The organism is Pseudogracilibacillus sp. SO30301A (assembly GCF_037072025.1).
Lineage (GTDB): Bacteria > Bacillota > Bacilli > Bacillales > Amphibacillaceae > Pseudogracilibacillus.
Genome location: NZ_JAXHDD010000049.1, coordinates 1 through 19,267 on the forward strand (window position 1 = coordinate 1; position 19,267 = coordinate 19,267).

The following is a 19,267-nucleotide window of genomic DNA, read 5'->3' on the forward strand; positions in this document are numbered from 1 at the left end:
TTAGGAATTAATTAAAGACATTCGCCAAAAAGGATATTCTGTAAGTTATGAAGACGTAGTTAATGGGGTGTCTAGCATAGGAGCACCAATTTTTGATCATTCCGGTAACATCATCGCTTCCATCAGTTTAAGCAGTACATCGCAGAAAATTCCTCCAAGTAAAGAGAATGAAATCGCCCAACTAGTTGTAGATGCAGCAAATAAAATATCAGCAGAGCTTGGTTGGATGGGAAATGATAATAATAAGGAATTTTAGGAAAGTTATTCAATCTAACTATGTCACAATACTTAGAATATCACAGGAAGACGCAAGAAAACAGCCCCCAACACTAATTGAGTGGGGGGGCATCGTATTATTAAGATAAAAGGATAAGAAAAAGAATATTGTAGGCATTTTTAAGTCGTATTTAAAATTAAGTGTGAAGTGGAAGAAAATTAATGGAAGAGAAGGGATAAATCAATGATGCAGATGAAAATTTTGTAAAATATGAAAAAAAGGGAAGAAAAAGGTTTGGTAGAAGGAATAGAGCGTGTTGAAGAAAGAATTAGACATTGGGCTAATAATGGAGACTACAAAGATGTAGTCTAGACGAAATAGAACAATTAGTAAAAGGGTATGTCAAGTAAAGTGTGTAAGTTAATTTGATTTACTAATAGTTTAAACATTACTATAGGTGATGCACTCACTTTTACTTTTCATTAAAACACAAGCACCCAATAATGTGCATTAGCACAAGCCACAGCGTAGCCGATTACCGTTGACCGTAGCGACCGATTCTTAGTGTTCGCAGAAAGGGGTCGGGGTCCCACCAGTGCATGTTTAGAATGGATTTGTCCGTGTTATCATTTTTTTGCTGGTAAGCCTTTAGGCGTTATTTTTAGCTTGCCTGCATAAAGACCACTAAACGGATAAAAGCAAGGTCAATGGTGGCTTCGTGATACGAGCGCCTTCGCGTCCCTCCGATCAACAAAGCATTGTATGAAAATTCATTCATAGTTGCTCTTTTAAACCTTCAATCTCTACTCTGTCTAGTTGTGTTAATTCCGCTATCTCCTTTATGGAGAAACCACGTTTTAGCATTTTAAGGGCTACTTCTATTTTGCCTTTTTCCAATCCTTCTTTCAATCCTTCTTCACGACCTTTTTCCTTCCCTCTCTCTTCATACGAAATCGGTATTTCCAATATTTCCTCCGCATTTTCAAGTTCTTTCGCCTCTTTCATAAAAATCTCCTCCTCTTTTGCAGTTAATTTTAAATACGTTTCAAAGAATCCATACAAAAGTCGGTGCTCAGCTTCATTTAATTTCAAACGCGTTAATATACGCATGAATTCAAGCTTAACTTGCACCCGCTCATCTTCTGAATAACCCATTTTGCTTAGCAAGGCGGCCGATACTGGGTTGTCTTTCTTCATAAACTTATGCCAATTTTGTTTTCGCAAATGCAATGTCAAATAATGAAAGCGCAATATATTTAAATTTGAAAATTGCATATTGAAATCATCTTCTTCCCAATCTTCCTCATAACTAAAAATAGCTATTGGAATAATCGGCATAACTAGTTTGTTATATAGTAGGCTAAAATATTTAAACATTCTCTTATTAAAATTCGCCTGAACATAACTTTGCGGCTCAACATGAACAACAATTAACGTATCCGTTTCTTTCCACTTAACCTCGACTACGATATCAAGTTGTCTTTTTTCGCCATCAATCAGATCTGTAAATACTTCTTCAGACAGAAATTTGACAAATTGAAAATCAACTTGCTCATGAATTTCGGGGAAAAATGCTTCTAAAAATTCCTTAAAAAAAGTACGGATTAGTTGCTTGAATAATTGATCATGCTTTGTATATTGTGGTGTTTTTTCTTTGATTTGGAAGCTCCGTGATAACTCATTAAAAGGTATTGCTTCAACAGGTTTTATTAAATTCATTATAACACATCCTCACTGTACTCATTCATGACAAATTCATTCTTTTTTCCAATCATAGAGCGAATCCGAATAAGCGTCAAAAGGGTAAAAATTGATTTTGACCCATAGTATATTGGGGAAGTTTTAAAAATCCTCTTAGAAAAACTTCACTTTAATAAGGGGCTTCCACCATAAAAACATAAAATAAGCAAAAAAATCGCTCCACTAGTTATAAGAAGACACAATCTGTGCAAATTTCACAATATAGATTAACTTTAGTGAAAGAAACAAACTGGATGATTTTAAAATAATAGGTATAGTTTATTGAAGTTATTATTAAACATCATTTTAAAAAAGAAAATTATAAATTCTAATCGGATAGTTTCAAGCTCAAAATCGAAATTCTTTTCACATCTATTTATTTCTATATTTATTTTTATGTGCTGTTAAATAAGGTGTTCAGATTATCAGTCGAAAAGCTATAATAGAGCAATATAATTTTAAAAATATATAACAACATTTCAAGGAAAGATGTATAAAAATGCTCATAGATTGGTGAAGAATGGGTTTATATAATTTCCAAAAAATCGGTAAGGTGAATCCCAAACCTAATAATGAATATAGCTGCCCATTCTTCGTTGATTTTATTTCAGTTAGGTATGGAACCTCCAATTATTATTTTTCTTCTCTAAATTATAATTTGAGCAAAAGTTTTAACCCATCCGCAAAAATATTCTCTGGAATACTTTCTTCATCTACATAGGATTGTATTCCAATTCCTATGTCCAGAGATAATAGTAGGAAAGCAAGTTTATCAATGGAAACTAAGCGTTTCTGATCATCGGGTTGATAAAAAGCTTTTAAAATATTTGTCATTTGTGATCTACTTTCCTCTAGGATAGGTGCAAGTTTCTTACTTACACTATCATCTCGCATGGCATATAATAAGAACTCTAACTTTAAAATACTCCAGTCTTGATTTTCTTTTCGCTCGTATTGGTGATTATTTTCAATCATATTTATAAATTCATCCAATGAGTCATATTCCTCTGCTATTGCTTCTAAACTTTGTAAGTCCTCTTTTTGATTTTCCTTAAAAACAGAAAGGAATAAATCATCCTTTGAACCAAAGTTAGAATAGATAGCACCTTTTGAGTAACCAGCTTCCTCTGCAATTTGATCAACAGAAGTACTATAGAACCCTTGTTTAGCGAACATTTCCGAGGCAACTTCTAGGAGTTCTTTACGTGTTTGTTGTTTACTTTCTTCCCTTGTTAAACGTTTTTTAGACATTTATTCCACCCTCTTGACAATTGTAATCATAGCATGTAATGTAAATACCAATGGTATCTGAATACCATTGGTATTAGAATACTATCACTTTCATGTGTATTTAGTATACCATAGGATAATAAAAATAGGGGGAAGATAAATGCTTGTTATCAATGATTTAACTAAAATCTATTCGGGTACTCCAGCAAACAATTCAATAAGCTTTACGGTTGAAAAGGGAGAAATATTTGGTCTTTTAGGCCCGAATGGTTCTGGAAAAACAACACTTATTTCACAAATTATTGGTTTCTTAAAACCTACAAAAGGCCATATTGAAGTTTCAGGCACAGATGTTATCTCTACACCCGATATGGCTCGTAAATTGTGTTCCCTACAGCCACAAGAAAACATCTCATTAAATGGTTTAACTCCTAGGCAAGCTATTGAATTGACAGGACGGATACGAAATGGAAATAAGCGTGAAATAAAAGAAAAGACGGATGAATTACTAAAAGATTTACAATTAGAAGAATGGGCAGATCAGCAAACAGAAAAACTTTCAGGCGGTATTAAACGTTTAGTAACATTTTGTATGGCAATAGTTGTTCCGGGAAAGCTCGTTATCCTTGATGAACCTACAAATGATGTGGATCCAATCCGACGAAAGTTATTATGGGAACAAGTACGAAAAGTAGCAAATAGTGGTGCTACAGTTTTACTAATAACACATAATGTATTGGAAGCGGAAAGGTCTGTTGATCGATTAGCTTTAATTGATAACGGAAAGCTGATAGGGGTTGGTACTCCAGCAAGTTTAAAAGGAGCATTCAATAAAAAGCTACGACTCGAATTAACATTATATCGTAAAGATGAAGATTTAATTTATCCCAGCTATGTTTCAATGATTAGTCATAATAAACAAAAGGTAATTTTATCTTTATCGAAAGAACACAGCAAGGAATTAATGGATTGGGTTTTTTCTTTGCAGGAAGCTAATAAAATTGAGGAATTTTCATTAAGTGCTGCTACATTGGAAGATGCCTATTCAAGCATTATAGGAAGTATAGGGCACCAGGAATCGGGGGAAGAACAATATGCTATTAGCTAAAAATGGATTTTTCCACTTGTTACGTTGGCAATTATTACGAATGACACCAGTATTACCTTTATATTTAATTATTCAAACATTGCTTGCAGTAGGAATTGTTATCGGCTTTTCTTATTTAATTCCCAATATGGATGATACGACTGCTCTTTATTTAACGACTGGAGCACCAACTATAATCTTATTATCAATCGGCCTTGTTTTTCTCCCACAAGGAATTGGTGAAACAAGGGCAGATGGAACGTTTACCTATATGCTTTCTTTACCTTTACCACGACTATACTATGTCTTGGTCGAGGCGACTATTTGGCTTCTTATTTCGTTTCCAGGTATATTTATTGCATTGTTTGTAGCATCTCTTCGGTTTGACTTACAGATTGTATATTCATATAAAAGTATTTTTACATTTATTTTAATTGGTTTAACAGCAATAGGCATTGGCTACACTATTGCTTTATGGTTACGTCCACTTATAGCGGAGTTAATCTCTCAAGTCCTCATTTTTGGAATACTTTTATTTTCACCAATTAATTTTCCGCCTGATCGTTTACCTAATTGGTTGGCTAAATTACACGAGTTTTTACCTATTCAATATATGGTTGAGTCTATCCGTGCTACATTAGCTCCTAATGATTTTGAAATAAATTGGTTTGGTTTTTTAATTATCGGTGGGTGGTGTGTTCTTAGTTTCGTTATGTGCTATTTTGCAATAACAAAGCGTAAATAAGTTTTAATTTTTTTCTTCTTATATGAAAACATCTCTTGTGAAATTAATTTTATAAATAATAGAACTAGAATCAGAATTATGACAATTAATATATAAACTATTATGCCTAGCTGCCTTATGTTCAGCTTGGCATTTTTTATGGATTTAACAATTTTTTAAGAAAATTACTCTTATTTTCGGCATTTCACAAAACACCTTGCTGAAGGTTATGAAAGGGAAAATCATCACCCACCTTTGCAGTTGCGAAGGGAAATGCATGATAGAACCAGATCGTACCGAGTGGCAAGTTCGTTGTGCATTTAATGCCTTTTGTAAACTAGTTTTGAAAAATGAAGCAATTAACATTTACAACAAAAGGAAACAAAGACAAGCAAAGGAGATGACAATTTCTGATCTTACACCACAAGAAAAAAATCAAATTTATACCTTAGATAAACAATATGAGGGAGAAGATGGAGAATTTTTTCAAGTGGCTGGAAAGAAAATCACTCCGCAATTACTTGCTGAAGCGCTGCGTAATTTGCCAATAGAAAAGCGTAAGACAGTTCTACTATACTACTTTTTTGATAAATCAGATATAGAAATTGCTGAACTACTAGAGATTCCTCGTAGTACAGTTCAGTATAGACGGACAAGCTCTTTTAAAAGGTTAAAGCGATTTTTGGAGGAACATGCAGATGACTGGGATGATTAATGCTAACACAAAAGACAACGAGGTGGTTTATTACCGTATCCAATTATTTTGGCTGCAAATAAGGGTGATCCAGAAGCGATGAAATACGTTATTTTGCATTATGGAAGCTATATGGCAAGTTTGTCTATGCGTAAACTTTATGATGAGCGTGGTAATACGTATTGGGGCATTGATGTAAACACACATGATCGTTTACGTTCGAAGCTTATGCAAGCTATTGTAGTTTTCAAGGTTTAATTAAATGGTTAGGTTTTCCCTTTCATTTATTATAAATTTGTTCTTTGACAAAGAAAGCACGGAAGACAACACCGTGCAGTATATACCCAAAAAATCAGATACGTTCTTCTGGTGGTGAGCCACTTGATTCAGACGCCATGACTTTCGTAGAAACGAGCGATTAATCTATGAATCTAATGCAATTGTGGTAGATTGCTGGCGATAACCCATCAGATAGGATAATGATACTCCTCTACCGTCATGGTTCGAGCGTTTAAAGCGTCGCAAGCTATGAGTAGAGCTGGAAGGAAACTAGTTTCATATGGGGTGATAAATTCATTCATATTAAAAAAAGTAAATCATTAGAAAGAAAACATGGCTTATCCCCAAGTTTTTATGGCGAAAGCCTTAGTTGCACTTATGCAGTTAGAAAGGATTTCTACCTTGTGGTGAAAAAGAGAACTGCTCACTTAAACAGTGACTTAGTGAACAGTCCTCCTCCAACTCTCTTATTTTTTCATTGGAATATGAACGCCGCGTTCTTCGGCAACTTCAAGTGCTCGTGCATATCCTGCATCTGCGTGGCGAATAACTCCCATTCCTGGGTCGGAAATGAGAACACGTTCGATTTTCTCAGATGTTTCCTTCGTTCCATCGGCAACTAATACTTGACCAGCATGGACAGAATAACCCATTCCAACACCACCACCATGGTGTAAGCTTACCCAACTTGCTCCACCAGCTGTATTTACTAGTGCATTTAAGATTGGCCAGTCTGCAACTGCATCACTGCCGTCTTTCATTGATTCTGTCTCACGGTTCGGTGAGGCAACAGAGCCACTGTCTAAATGATCTCGACCAAATACAATTGGCGCACTAATTTCACCACTTGCAACCATTTCGTTTACTTTTAGTGCAAATCGATGGCGGTCACCATAACCTAACCAGCAAATTCTCGCAGGAAGTCCTTGCCATTTAACCATTTTCTGCGCCATGTCAATCCAGTTTACTAAAGCTACATCTTCACTAAACATTTCTTTTACTAACTGATCTGTTTTATAAATATCTTCTGGATCACCTGATAATGCAGCCCAACGGAAAGGTCCACAACCTTCACAGAAAAGAGGACGTAAGTAGGCTGGTACGAATCCCGGAAAATCAAATGCATTTTCTACACCTTGTTCTTTTGCATAATGACGGATATTATTACCATAGTCAAACGTCTCTGCTCCCGCTTCTTGTAAAGCGAGCATTGCTCTAACATGCTTTGCGATTGTTTCAAGTGATAGCTGCTCATATTTTTTTGGATCTTCTGCTCTTAATTGAAGAGCTTCCTCATACGTCATTCCATTTGGAACATAACCATTTCTTGGATCATGAGCGCTCGTCTGATCTGTAACGATATCTGGAATGATGCCACGATCATGAATTTCCTGAAATACATCTGCACAGTTTCCGACTAAACCGATCGATGCCGGCTCACCTTTTTCTGTTAACTCTTTAACCTTCTCTAATGCCTCATCTAAATCTTCATAGAGAAAATCACAGTAACCTTCTTTAATCTTTCTTTCAATACGCTTCTTATCAACTTCTACTACTAAAATTACTGCTTTTGCCATTTTACCTGCCAGTGGCTGTGCCCCACTCATTCCACCCATACCACCAGTGAGGATGAATTTACCTGTTAGGTCAGGGGATCCGAATATTTTCTTTCCAGCCTCAACAAAACTTAAGTACGTACCTTGAAGAATTCCTTGGGCTCCAATGTAAATCCAACTTCCCGCTGTCATTTGACCATACATCATCAGACCTTCTTGATCTAATTTATTAAAATGTTCCCAGTTTGCATAGGCAGGTACTAAATTAGAGTTTGCAATTAATACTCGCGGGGAGTTTTCATGTGTTCTAAACTTACCAACTGGTTTACCTGATTGAATTAATAACGTTTCATCATTTTCTAATTCTTTTAATTCGTTAATAATCGCATGATAGCTTTCCCAGTTTCTTGCAGCTTTTCCGATTCCGCCGTAAACAACTAAGTCATCCGGATTTTCCGCTACTTCTGGATCGAGGTTGTTCATGAGCATACGCAAAGCAGCTTCCTGAACCCACCCTTTGCACGTTAATTCATTTCCTCTTGGTGCACGAATATCAGTAACTTTCATACTCATTTTACATCTCTCCTTTTAGTTTAAATGTTTTTTTAAAAGTTTTTTCCACGAAATTTTAACTTACCGCTACGGAAATACACTACGCTTTCATCCCACCGCAAAGATTTTCCGGAAAAGTAACAGGATCCCGCAGGAAGCGATTTTTGCTTCCAAGGAGCTGAAGTGTTGCCCGCGGAAAGCGTTCTGCCAGGAGCGGAAATCTACCTAGCGCCTACATCACAGTTAAGACAATAAGAAAGAAAAGCACATTAATTTTATTTCAATAGATAACTAGAAATAACCATTTTCTGAACTTGTGATGTCCCTTCAAAAATCTCCAAAATTCGTTGGTCTCTATACAGTCTTTCAACTGTATACTCCTTCATATACCCATATCCACCATGAACTTGTACTGCTTTATTTACAATTCTGTTTGATGCCTCAGCCGTAAATAGTTTTGCAATAGAAGCTTCTTTCGATAATCTGTATCCCTCTTTATCTTTTAGGCTAGCTGTAAAATAAGTGTACAGTCGACCTACTGCAAGATCTGTCTCCATTTCTGCCATCATCCACTGAAGACCTTGGAATTTAGAAATCTTTTGACCGAATGCTTCACGTTCTTTGGAATAGTTTACCGCTTCATCTACCGCAGCCTGTGATAGTCCGATTGCCATCGCAGCAATTCCGACTCTTCCACGGTCGACTACTTGCATTGCAATTTTGAAACCTTGGCCTTCTTCCCCTACAAGGTTTTCTTTTGGAATAATAACATTCTCAAAAATTACCTCATCGGTTTTTGCGCCGCGAATACCCATCTTGTCATCTCCAGCACCGAATGATAATCCAGGTGTCCCTTTTTCAACGATAAATGCACTGATTCCTCTGCTTCCTTTTGATGTATCTGTTTTTGCATAAACGACAAGTGTATCTGCATACGCACCGTTTGTAATAAATATTTTTGAACCATTAATAACATAATTGTCTCCGTCAAGCTTGGCAGTCGTTTTCATTGAAGCGACATCTGTACCACCGTTTGGTTCCGTAAGGCAAAACGCAAACAACTTTTCCCCTTGACAACCAGGAACTAAATATTTTTCTCGCTGCTCTTTATTGGAAGCTAAATAGAGACCATCGATTCCTAAATAATGGGCCGTTAAAATAGAACCGGTTGCTGCACAGCCATACGTAATTTCTTCTACTGCAATTGCCTCAGAAATTGCATCTGCTCCAACGCCACCATCTTCTTCCGGATAAGCAATTCCTAACAGACCCAGCTCCGCCATTTTCGGAATATGTTCTTCAGGAAAACGGTTCTCCCTGTCTATTTCCTCTGCTTTTGGTGTAATAACATCTCTTGTAAAGTTTCTTACCATGTCTCGAATGCTTTTTTGTTCATCTGTTAAATCAAAATTCACGGTTGATCACTCACTTTGCATTAAATTTCTGCTTAATAATATCGTTATGTTCACCTAAAGCTGGGCTCGGTGACTTGACTTGTATAGGTGTTTTCGATAATTTAACCGGGTTGCCCGGGATTCTAGTCTTTCCTGCTACTGGATGCTCAATTTCAAGTAACATTTCTCTTTCTTTTACGTGGTCACTTTCGCTGATTTCTGCAATATTTAATATCGTGGAGCTAGGTACTCCTGCGTCATTAATAAGTTCAACAGCTTCTTCAGCTGTATATCCTGAAAGCCATTCTTCGATAATTTCTTTTAATTCGCTTTCATTTTTTCCCCGCTCTATATCTGTTGAAAAGCGTACATCCTCTAACAATTCTTCTTTATTCATTACTTTACAAAGTCTTGCAAACAATGGATCATTTGCTGTTGCAATGACAACATAGCCGTCTTTACTCTCATATACATCAAATGGCGCACTAATCGGATGACGGTTTCCAACACGTTCCGGAATAACCCCTTCTGACGTATAGCGCATGACATTATGTTCAAGTAGTGAAAAAATAGAATCAACCATTGCGACATCTATTGCTTGACCTATACCCGTTCTTTCTCGATGGAAAAGCGCTGTCATCACGCCATATGCTGCGTAAAGGGCTGCACTCATATCTCCAAGAGATGCTCCTGAACGTGTCGGCGGGCTGTCTGGATGACCGGTAATGCTCGCAATTCCTCCCATTGCCTGTGCAACTAGATCATAGGCAGGCCTTTTCGTATATGGTCCATACTGACCAAAACCAGAAATCGAACAATATATTAATCCTTCATTGACTTCTTTCAATGTTTCAAAGTCTAATCCCAAACCTTCCATCACACCAGGGCGAAAATTTTCTACAATGATGTCTGCTTCTTTAATTAACTCCATTAAACTCTCACGGTCGGAAGGGTCTTTTAAATTCATTTCAATACTCTTTTTCCCACGATTCAAAAACATGAAATATCCACTTTCGCCATTTTGAAATGGTCCGAAATGTCGTGTATCGTCTCCTGTTTCTGGTCTTTCAATTTTAATTACTTCCGCTCCCATATCTGCAAGGAGCATCGTACAATAAGGTCCTGCTAGAACCCTTGAAAAATCCAGAACTTTTATTCCTTCTAAAGGTTGCTTCAATATAACTCCTCCTTACCTGTAAACGCTTATATAGAACGCTTTCATATCTTTATTTATACTTTATCAGAAAGTGTATTTTTTCATAGTTGAAATTCATACGATAAAGTATACTTTTATACTGTTATTTTGTGCACTATTAGGAAAGATAAGCGACAGAAGCAGTAATAATCAACTCATTTCGGTACACTAATTGGAATATCTGTTGCGAGAACACTTGGTATTGATGCAGAGAAAAATAAAATGGACGATACAGATTATAATGGCTACAATATACTTTGTGACATGGTATAGCTATATTATTTATTCGTAGATAAAATACTGTTTCTATAGGCACTTGGTGTCATCCCGGTATGTTTTTTAAAAACTCTACTGAAATACTGAGAAGAACTGTAACCAATTGCTTCGGCGATTTCGTATACGGATAAATTCAGATTCTGTAAATTTTCTTTCGCCTTTTTCATTCTTAATTCTGTTAAATAATCAATAAATGAACTTCCAGTTGTTTGCTTAAATATTGCACTTAAATAATTGGGACTTAAATCTACTTTTTCAGCAATCATCTCAAGCCCGATATCTTCAGAGTAATGTTCTTCTATATATTGCAATACTTCCTGTACCGATTTTAAAACTTGTTCATTATGTCCTTCATTTACGAAGCGAATATACTCATTAATAATTCCCGTCATCCATGTATCAATTTCAGCCAATGATTCAATTTCATGCAGTTCTTTTGCATGTTTAATTTGTAATGGCATCATACGTTTTGGGTTTGCCCCATTTTGCATGGCTGTTTTTGAGAGGGAAAATAACAAATCCAGAACTTGCAAGCGGAATTCTTCGGGTTGAAAATGACTATGAGCAGCAACCGAATGATAGATATTCTTCCAAATTGTATGAACAGCTGTAATATCTCCAAGTGAAAATTTATTTGTCATTTCTTGAATTTGAATTTTATACTCGTAATATTCAGGGGTTTCAAAGTAATCCAAGTCATCGATGTGAATGATGGAATTCTCTTCCTGAAACAGCCGATACGTCTGTGCCTGTTCACTTTCTTGATAGGAAAGATGTAGATTGCGAGCATCTTCATAATAATTTCCAATTCCGATTGTGACAGTGTAGTCTGTCTGTTTATTAATCTCTTCTCGTGCTTTTTCGGCATATTCTGTCGCTAATATCTTATATTTTCTTTCCTCTAATTGGACAGGCAAAGATAATAATATTGCAAATTTCTGTTGATTCACAAAAACCTTTAATGATTCATACTGTAAATCGCATGTTTTAATCGCTTGAAGAACTTCTTTTCTTAATGAATTTTTCCATAATTCGCCTTTATTCTTTACTAATTTGGAAAAATGATCAATACGAAATAGCAGTACAGTATTTGGAATCAATGAAAGATTAGCCAGCTGGCTTCTTTCCCATATTTCTTTTGCATTTTTCGTATTTCCATGCAATAAATCATAAGCCAAACTTGCTCTTATTGATTTAATCTTATAGTTTTCTTGTTTTCTCTTTTGTCTTTTTTCTCTTGTTATTTCTGTATAAGCATTTGTCAGAAGGTTCAATAAATCGGAGATAGGAAACGGAAGTGTAACACAATCGTACGCTCCCAGGAGCATTAATTTTTTCACTTGCTCAATAGAAAAGGTATTGTCCAAAAAAATAACTTTCGACATAGTTAAATTTTGCATATTGTTTAGAAAGTAGGAGTACTGCCTTTCCTCTATTTCAGAAATGTTTATGAGCAAGAGGTCAAATTTTGAGTAATCCGTTAAGGTCGTAAGGCTCTCAACAATACTTACCTGAAAATTCTCTCGATCTAACAGGTCTTCATAAAAGTTTCGGTGATTATAAATACCTAACGAAATCATCTTTTAGCTCACCTCTTACCTGTCTTTATTTTATTTAATGATTCTTTTGCCTGGTCATATCCAGCATCTGCATGCCGAATAATACTCATACCCGGGTCAACAACTAACACCTTCCTTAATCTTTCCGATGCTTCATCACTTCCATCGGCAATAACTGTCATCCCGGAATGTACCGAGTTACCAATTCCGACCCCTCCACCATTTTGAATACTAACCATCGACGCACCAGCACTTGCATTTAACATTGCATTCAAAATTGGCCAATCGGCAACAATATCGCTACCATCTAACATATTTTCAGTTTCTCTAAAAGGGGCAGCCATCGTGCTTCCTTCTGAATGGTCTCTTGTAATGGCGATCGGTGCGGATAACTCTCCTGATTTAACCATTTCATTAATTAAGAAACCGATTTTTTCTCTTTCATCATAATTCAACCAACAAGTTCGCGCTGGAAGTCCATAAAAATATATTTTTTCCTGGACAAATTGAATCCATCTTGATACCCGTTTATCGTGTTTAAATTCTTCCACAACAATTTCATCAATTTTATAAATATCATCTGGATTCCCTGATAAAGCGATCCAGCGACATGGTCCTCTTCCTTCACAGTAAAGCGGTCGTAAATATTCTGCTGCAAATCCAGGGATAGTAAAGGCTTTCTTATACCCTGCTTGGAATGCTTGTTGTCTTAAATTATTTCCATATTCAAAAACGATTGCGCCACTATCCATAAAACTAACCATCGCTTCAACGTGTAACAGTAAAGATTCTTTGATGAGCTGATAATAATGGGCTCGATTTTTAGTACGTAATGTTTTGGCTTGTTCCAAATTTAATCCACTTGGAATATATCCCATTAATAGATCATGTGCTGAAGTCTGATCTGTAACGATATCAGGAATAAAATTTAGTTTAAGTGCTTTCCGATATATTTCCGACACATTTCCAACTAAGGCAATTGCTAACGGTTTCTTGCCCGTTACTGCTTCATTAGCTACTTCAATCGCTTCTTCCAATGAGTATACTTTAATGTCACAATAATTATTTTTTAAACGCTGATCAATTTTATCTTCAGAAATTTCAACGACAATACAAACTCCGCCATGCATCGTAACAGATAAGGGTTGGGCAGCACTCATACCACCTAACCCAGAAGTTAATACTATTTTTCCGCGTAACGTATTGTCAAAATGCTTCTTCGCAATTTCACCCATCGTTTCAAAGGTTCCTTGTAAAACGCCTTGCACTCCAATGTATGCCCAAGACGCTGCGGTTGATTGACCATACATCATTAGCCCTTTATCAATTAATTCGCTGAAGTTCTCATCATTGGACCAATGCGGAACTAAAACAGATGAAGCATTCACAATTCTCGGCGAGCTTTCGAATGTTTTAAATTTTCCAACTGGTTTTCCAGATTGAATAAGCAATGTTTCGTCAGTAGCTAAATTTCTTAGTTCTTGAACAATTGCTTTTACAGCCTTGTGATTTCTAGCTGCTTTTCCTCTACCACCATAGACAATTAATTCTTTACTGCTCTCGGCAACACGAGGATCAATACTATTAAGAAACAACCGCAATAAACCTTCTATCTCCCAGCTCTGGCAACTCATTTCTGGTCCTGTTGGTGAAACCAAAATGTTTGGCATTTTTAAAACCTCCTTCGCCTAAAACTTTTACTTTGGCTCTATTCGTAAGTGTTGTTGTTGAATCTTTGTATTTGGTATAGAGAGACATGACAATATAACTTCCGCTACGGAAATACACTCCGCCAAGATAACATCCAACGATGAAAAGTATGGATTACCACTGTCTATGGTGGTTGTTTGTAGCGGAGGATCGTTGACTCCTGCGGGAAAACCAACAGAGGAATGCAGACTAAGAAACGCCACGTACTAATGTCTTCGTCTGCTCCTCTCGCTTACTCGTCGCAAAAAACATTGCACTAGTACATCCTGTGCGTTGGAGGCCCCCGCAAGAAGCGATTTTTGCTTCGCAGTTAAGAAAGTATAACTACTTTCTCCTCTCCTCAACTGGATAAGTGCAACTAAGGCATTCACCCAAAGGCTTGCACTCTAGGGCATAAGTGCAACATCACCCCTGTCTTTCGCCAAACAGATAGTCAAGACTAAGAACAGGCTTTGCGCCTAACGTCAGCATACCCCAATGAAGGGACATGCTTTCTTTAACGAATGCCAAGTTTTCTAACGAGGAGGCAGACCACCGTGCCCGCTATAAAGCAACGATTCGTAGCGGAAAACAACCAAGCGCATACTGCACAGTTTACGGGTTTTCTATCAAAAACACCAATCGAAACAACCTTTACTTTTTAATATGCCCATCTTCCACAACAACTTTACCTTGTTTAACAACAGTATGTGCATGGTTCATTCCATATTGGTAAGATAGCATTAGGTGATTTTTCACATCAAACATTGTAAAATCTGCATCCTTACCAACCTCAATGCTACCAATTCGGTCCGCTGCATCAATCGCATGTGCTGCGTTGATTGTTGTTGCCGTAATCACTTCTTCCGGGTTCATACCCATTTTCAAACAACCTAAATTCATAATGAACTGTAAAGATAATGTTGGGGAGGAACCAGGGTTAGCATCCGTTGAAAGGGCAACAGCCATGCCAGAATCGATCATTTTTCTTGCTTCCGCATAATCAGCCATTAAGAAAAATGCAGTACCCGGCAGCAATACACCGATAACATCATTCTCTGCCATCATTTGAATTCCCTTGTCAGATGCTCTTAGTAAATGTTCTGCTGAAACGGCCTTTACCTCAGCTGCTGTTTCCGCCCCACCATACGACTCAATCTCATCCGCATGAATTTTTGGTTTTAACCCGTATTTTTTTCCTGCTTCCAAAATCCGGTACGACTGTTCAGGCGTAAATACACCCGCTTCACAAAATACATCATTAAAGACAGCTAAATTTTTCTCCGCTACTACCGGAAGCATTTCATTAATGACAATATCAACAAATTCTTCTGGATTGTCTTTATAATCCATCGGAACGGCATGTGCTCCCATAAATGTAGATATCAATTCAATCTGATGGTCTGCATTCAGTTTTTTTGCAACTTCTAACTGTTTTAGCTCATGCTCTGTCGTCAGACCGTAACCGCTTTTCGCTTCGATCGTCGTAATTCCATTTAGCAACATTTTATCTAAACGAACGTTTGATTGTTCGTATAGTTCTTCAAAAGTCGCTTGTTGAGTTGCTCTGGTCGTCGCATGGATTCCGCCACCAGCATTCATAATCTCCATATATGTTTTACCTTGTAATCTCATGGCGTATTCATTTTCACGCGTTCCCGCATAAACGATATGTGTATGTGGATCAACTAACCCAGGTGTTACGATGCGTCCTGTTGCATCCACCACTTCTGCCTGATCGTTTAGATCCTGATACTCTTTTCTTATTTCTTCATCGGTACCTACTGCGACTATTTTGCCATCTTTTGACAAAACACTACCGTTTTCAATAATCCCTATCTCGCTCATCGCTTCTTTTTTAGCAGGTTTCTCAGAATGACCCTTTACTGTAATAAGTTCATCTGCATTCTTTATATATAATAGCTTGGACATTTATAGTTCCTCCTTGAAAATTTGCACCTTAATTTCTTTTAAATAATCATGTAACCTGTCAATATCTTGATGGAAAATTCTATCTTTTCTCAAACTTGGAACAATTTTATTTACCATAGTCCATTTTTCTCTTATTTTTTCAGATGCTTTTTCCACCCCTTTATATTCTAGCGCTTGCATTGCACAAATAGCTTCGATTGTTAACACTCTTCGGCTATTGTGAATAATGTTCGCTGCATGTCTTGATCCTATCGTTCCCATACTTACATGGTCTTCTTGGTTGGCCGAAGAAGGAATCGAGTCTACACTTGCTGGATGTGCGAGTGTCTTATTTTCAGACACTAAGGAAGCAGCAACATACTGCATGATCATTGCTCCGGATTGCAGTCCTGGTTCCGGACTTAAAAAAGATGGCAAATCTTCGTTTAACTGTGTATTAACGAGTCGTTCAATGCGTCGCTCAGAAATATTTGCTAATTCCGCCACCGCTACTTTTAAGAAATCCATCGCAAAGGCAATCGGCTGTCCGTGAAAGTTCCCACCGGATATGACTTTTTTTCCATTATCAAAAATAAGGGGATTATCGGTCGCTGCATTAATTTCTATTTCTAACTTCTCCTTCACATAATCCAACACTTGCCAAGAAGCACCATGGACTTGCGGGATACATCTGAGTGAATAAGCATCTTGAACTCTTTTTTCATTTTGGCGAGTCGTTAATTGACTTCCTTCTAACCATTGAAGCATTCTTTTGGCCACAGCCATTTGTTGCGGATAACCTCGAACTTCATGTGTTTCAGGTAAAAAGGCATCGGTGACCCCTTCGAGTGATTCGAACGTCATACCAGAAATCCATTCACTGTCAAATGCAAGTTGCTCCGCTTCAATATAGTTAACAACTCCCATCGCCGTCATCGTCTGTGTTCCATTAATAAGTGCCAATCCTTCTTTCGCCTGTAACGTAATCGGTTTAATTCCATGATCTTCTAATACTCCAAGCGCTGGAACTATGTCGCCAGACTCGTTAAAGACTCGCCCTTCACCAATTAACACTAACGCTAAATGTGCGAGTGGAGCTAAATCACCAGATGCACCGAGTGACCCTTGCTGCGGGATGACAGGAATAATATTTTTGTTAATTAGTTCTGCTAGCAATTGGACAACTTCAATTCTGATACCGGAATAACCTTTAATTAATGCATTTAGCCTTAACACCATCATCGCTCTTGCAACAACAGCTGGAAAAGGATCTCCAACTCCACAAGCATGAGAGCGAATTAAATTCAATTGTAAATCTGCAACATTTTCCTCAGCAATTTTTACGTTACTAAATTTACCAAATCCAGTATTAATACCGTATACAGATTCACTGCCTTTTGCAATGTTATCGACTGCTGTTCTACTTGCTTGTACCTTTTCCATGCTTTCTTTAGCAATTTTTATTTTTCGATCACCGTATAAAATTTCTTTTAATTCGCCAATCGTTAACGTATCACCTGTGAGTTTTATCATCACGTTGCCTCCATTTCGAATATGGGTTATTTTTTATATTTATCGTTCTTTTCGGCACTAAACAATTTATAGATTTTCCGGTAAATAAGAATTCTTTTGCAAAGCATTCTTATTTAAATTCATCATTGTTTCTGCTATTACGTAACTAATCAGTCTTGCTGTTTTTTCTGCAACATCGAAAGTTGGATTCACTTCCGACACATCAAAACTTAAAAAGTCTTCCAGCATTACGACATGCTCTGTAATTGCTCTTACCACCTTTGGTTCAAGTCCAAGCGGGGCTGGAGCACTAACACCTGGGGCGTAAGCTTGATTAATTACATCGGTACAAATTGTATAAATAATAAAATCTTGTTTTTTGGCAAACTCATCAATTTTTCTAAATGTGTTCTCGATCGGTTCAATCTCTTTTTCAAGAATATATTCCACACCAAATTCCTTAGCCGTTAAAAACAATTGCTCGGTATTCCCTAATTCCTGTACACCTATACATAGATATTCTGCGTTTTTATCCGTTTCTAAAATCTGCCGAAACATTGTCCCGGACGATGGTGTATCATCATTACGCAAATCAAAATGAGCATCTAAATTAATCATACCAATTTTTTTATCATTCCCTACCGCTTCTCTTGCTCCTAGATAATGGCCATAAAATGTTTCATGACCTCCACCTAAAATAATCGGTATATAATTATTTTCTAATAACTTGGCTACAACCTTACCTAAATGCACTTGTGCTCCTTCCAAATCATTATCGGTACATTGTATGTTGCCCAAATCTATAATACTTTTTTTTCCGTTATGATAAGGAATACTTGCAAGTAACTTTCTAATTTCATTCGGTGCTTTGGATGCACCGACTCTACCTTTATTTCTTTTAACACCTTCGTCACATTCAAATCCTACTAAACCAATGTTTTGCTCTTCGTTTTTCTTTAAGTCATTTACATCTATATTTTGAACTATTTGATGAATGCGCTTTCCTTTTGCATTCTTGTCTACTCTACCTGTCCACTCATAAAACAAATAAATCACCCCTGCCGACAATATCTCTTTATCCTATTGTATTTTACCCTATTTATTTATTCAAATACGATTTTTCTATAAATGTATAAATGAAAACTATAAATAAGCTGAGAATATGTGACAAAATTACATTAGGCATTTAATTTCAACGATAATTTCGACTTCTAACGGTATATTAAATGGAAGTGAGTTAGCTGATAAAGCTGTACGTGCATGTTTGCCTCCTTCACCAAATACATCAATTAATACTTGGGATGCTCCATTTATAACAGAAGGTAATTCTATGAAATCATCTGTTGAATATGTCAAAAATCAACAGTTTATCAATCGTTTTCACTCAATTTAAATCGCCATTTTCTCGTTGAATAACAGCCAAGCAATTGATCATCGTTAACCTTGCCGCTTTATAACCTTCCCCGATCGATAAATCTTTGCCAAATTTTGTCTTCATAAGCAAGCATCCCATTGATTCTGCAATCTTGTCCAGATGTATAGAGTACATTACCTCGAAATCGACACGGGACATAGAAAGCAGCAGGTTTGGGTGCGTTGATAAAGTAATTTCCAATTCTTTTAATCGTTCATATACATTCATTTGATTTTAC

17 protein-coding genes are annotated in these 19,267 nt (G+C 36.8%); 5 read left to right on the forward strand and 12 right to left on the reverse strand.

The genetic code is table 11. From position 1 onward, the window contains the following. The first annotated feature begins 19 nt into the window (after positions 1 to 19). Positions 20 to 256 (forward strand): IclR family transcriptional regulator domain-containing protein, encoded by a 237-nt coding sequence (locus tag SPD89_RS17540; RefSeq protein WP_336263269.1) that lies wholly within the window; start codon positions 20 to 22, stop codon positions 254 to 256. Positions 257 to 991: 735 nt separating this feature from the next. Here SPD89_RS17540 and SPD89_RS17545 read toward each other — a convergent pair. Continuing rightward, positions 992 to 1,936, reverse strand: a complete 945-nt coding sequence (locus SPD89_RS17545) for an Rpn family recombination-promoting nuclease/putative transposase (RefSeq protein ID WP_336263246.1) — start codon at positions 1,934 to 1,936, stop codon at positions 992 to 994. A gap of 672 nt (positions 1,937 to 2,608) precedes the next feature. Beyond that, entirely contained in the window at positions 2,609 to 3,208 is a 600-nt protein-coding gene (locus SPD89_RS17550; RefSeq protein WP_336263247.1) for a TetR/AcrR family transcriptional regulator, read from the reverse strand. 139 nt (positions 3,209 to 3,347) lie between these two features. On the opposite strand from SPD89_RS17550, the gene SPD89_RS17555 reads away from it, so the two are divergent. The 4 genes from SPD89_RS17555 to SPD89_RS17570 all read left to right on the forward strand — a co-directional run bounded on the left by SPD89_RS17555 (position 3,348) and on the right by SPD89_RS17570 (position 5,950). Then, a complete protein-coding gene (locus SPD89_RS17555) occupies positions 3,348 to 4,295 on the forward strand; it encodes an ABC transporter ATP-binding protein (protein ID WP_336263248.1) in 948 nt (315 codons plus the stop codon). Next, entirely contained in the window at positions 4,282 to 5,019 is a 738-nt protein-coding gene (locus SPD89_RS17560) for an ABC transporter permease (protein ID WP_336263249.1), read from the forward strand. The genes SPD89_RS17555 and SPD89_RS17560 overlap by 14 nt, the downstream gene beginning before the upstream one ends. Before the next feature lie 256 nt (positions 5,020 to 5,275). Continuing rightward, entirely contained in the window at positions 5,276 to 5,713 is a 438-nt protein-coding gene (locus SPD89_RS17565) for an RNA polymerase sigma factor (protein ID WP_336263250.1), read from the forward strand. 78 nt (positions 5,714 to 5,791) lie between these two features. Beyond that, entirely contained in the window at positions 5,792 to 5,950 is a 159-nt protein-coding gene (locus SPD89_RS17570) for a helix-turn-helix domain-containing protein (protein ID WP_442961193.1), read from the forward strand. Positions 5,951 to 6,438: 488 nt separating this feature from the next. Here the strand turns inward: SPD89_RS17570 and hutU (SPD89_RS17575) are convergent, their stop codons facing one another. From hutU (SPD89_RS17575) to SPD89_RS17620, 10 genes are all read right to left on the reverse strand, one after another. Further along, a complete protein-coding gene (gene hutU, locus SPD89_RS17575; protein WP_336263251.1) occupies positions 6,439 to 8,100 on the reverse strand; it encodes a urocanate hydratase in 1,662 nt (553 codons plus the stop codon). A 254-nt stretch (positions 8,101 to 8,354) separates the two neighbouring features. Continuing rightward, positions 8,355 to 9,494, reverse strand: a complete 1,140-nt coding sequence (locus SPD89_RS17580) for an acyl-CoA dehydrogenase family protein (RefSeq protein ID WP_336263252.1) — start codon at positions 9,492 to 9,494, stop codon at positions 8,355 to 8,357. A 10-nt stretch (positions 9,495 to 9,504) separates the two neighbouring features. Continuing rightward, positions 9,505 to 10,650: a CaiB/BaiF CoA transferase family protein gene (locus tag SPD89_RS17585; protein ID WP_336263253.1), complete on the reverse strand. Its 1,146-nt coding sequence runs from the start codon at positions 10,648 to 10,650 to the stop codon at positions 9,505 to 9,507. Between the two features lie 296 nt (positions 10,651 to 10,946). Next, on the reverse strand, positions 10,947 to 12,524 hold the full coding sequence (locus tag SPD89_RS17590; protein WP_336263254.1) for a helix-turn-helix domain-containing protein: 1,578 nt from the start codon (positions 12,522 to 12,524) through the stop codon (positions 10,947 to 10,949). A gap of 8 nt (positions 12,525 to 12,532) precedes the next feature. After that, positions 12,533 to 14,173 carry a urocanate hydratase gene (gene hutU, locus SPD89_RS17595; protein WP_336263255.1) on the reverse strand — a complete coding sequence of 547 codons (1,641 nt, stop codon included), beginning with the start codon at positions 14,171 to 14,173 and terminating at the stop codon, positions 12,533 to 12,535. Positions 14,174 to 14,846: 673 nt separating this feature from the next. Continuing rightward, positions 14,847 to 16,124, reverse strand: coding sequence for an imidazolonepropionase (gene hutI, locus SPD89_RS17600; protein ID WP_336263256.1), 1,278 nt, complete (start codon positions 16,122 to 16,124; stop codon positions 14,847 to 14,849). Beyond that, positions 16,125 to 17,636: a histidine ammonia-lyase gene (gene hutH, locus SPD89_RS17605; protein ID WP_336263257.1), complete on the reverse strand. Its 1,512-nt coding sequence runs from the start codon at positions 17,634 to 17,636 to the stop codon at positions 16,125 to 16,127. It lies immediately after the preceding gene. A 66-nt stretch (positions 17,637 to 17,702) separates the two neighbouring features. Next, a complete protein-coding gene (gene hutG / locus SPD89_RS17610) occupies positions 17,703 to 18,662 on the reverse strand; it encodes a formimidoylglutamase (RefSeq protein ID WP_336263258.1) in 960 nt (319 codons plus the stop codon). Positions 18,663 to 18,788: 126 nt separating this feature from the next. Beyond that, positions 18,789 to 18,971 carry a RidA family protein gene (locus SPD89_RS17615; RefSeq protein WP_336263259.1) on the reverse strand — a complete coding sequence of 61 codons (183 nt, stop codon included), beginning with the start codon at positions 18,969 to 18,971 and terminating at the stop codon, positions 18,789 to 18,791. A 28-nt stretch (positions 18,972 to 18,999) separates the two neighbouring features. Then, positions 19,000 to 19,257 (reverse strand): hypothetical protein, encoded by a 258-nt coding sequence (locus tag SPD89_RS17620; RefSeq protein ID WP_336263260.1) that lies wholly within the window; start codon positions 19,255 to 19,257, stop codon positions 19,000 to 19,002. Positions 19,258 to 19,267 lie beyond the last annotated feature (10 nt).

Bases quoted from the DNA above. Each gene is read 5' to 3' on its own strand.
- SPD89_RS17570 (WP_442961193.1), top strand. From the start codon at position 5,792: ATGAAATACGTTATTTTGCATTATGGAAGCTATATGGCAAGTTTGTCT.
- SPD89_RS17550 (WP_336263247.1), bottom strand. From the start codon at position 3,208: ATGTCTAAAAAACGTTTAACAAGGGAAGAAAGTAAACAACAAACACGT.
- SPD89_RS17590 (WP_336263254.1), bottom strand. From the start codon at position 12,524: ATGATTTCGTTAGGTATTTATAATCACCGAAACTTTTATGAAGACCTG.
- hutH (WP_336263257.1), bottom strand. From the start codon at position 17,636: ATGATAAAACTCACAGGTGATACGTTAACGATTGGCGAATTAAAAGAA.
- SPD89_RS17560 (WP_336263249.1), top strand. From the start codon at position 4,282: ATGCTATTAGCTAAAAATGGATTTTTCCACTTGTTACGTTGGCAATTA.
- SPD89_RS17565 (WP_336263250.1), top strand. From the start codon at position 5,276: ATGATAGAACCAGATCGTACCGAGTGGCAAGTTCGTTGTGCATTTAAT.
- hutI (WP_336263256.1), bottom strand. From the start codon at position 16,124: ATGTCCAAGCTATTATATATAAAGAATGCAGATGAACTTATTACAGTA.
- SPD89_RS17555 (WP_336263248.1), top strand. From the start codon at position 3,348: ATGCTTGTTATCAATGATTTAACTAAAATCTATTCGGGTACTCCAGCA.
- hutU (WP_336263251.1), bottom strand. From the start codon at position 8,100: ATGAGTATGAAAGTTACTGATATTCGTGCACCAAGAGGAAATGAATTA.
- SPD89_RS17620 (WP_336263260.1), bottom strand. From the start codon at position 19,257: ATGAATGTATATGAACGATTAAAAGAATTGGAAATTACTTTATCAACG.
- SPD89_RS17545 (WP_336263246.1), bottom strand. From the start codon at position 1,936: ATGAATTTAATAAAACCTGTTGAAGCAATACCTTTTAATGAGTTATCA.
- hutU (WP_336263255.1), bottom strand. From the start codon at position 14,173: ATGCCAAACATTTTGGTTTCACCAACAGGACCAGAAATGAGTTGCCAG.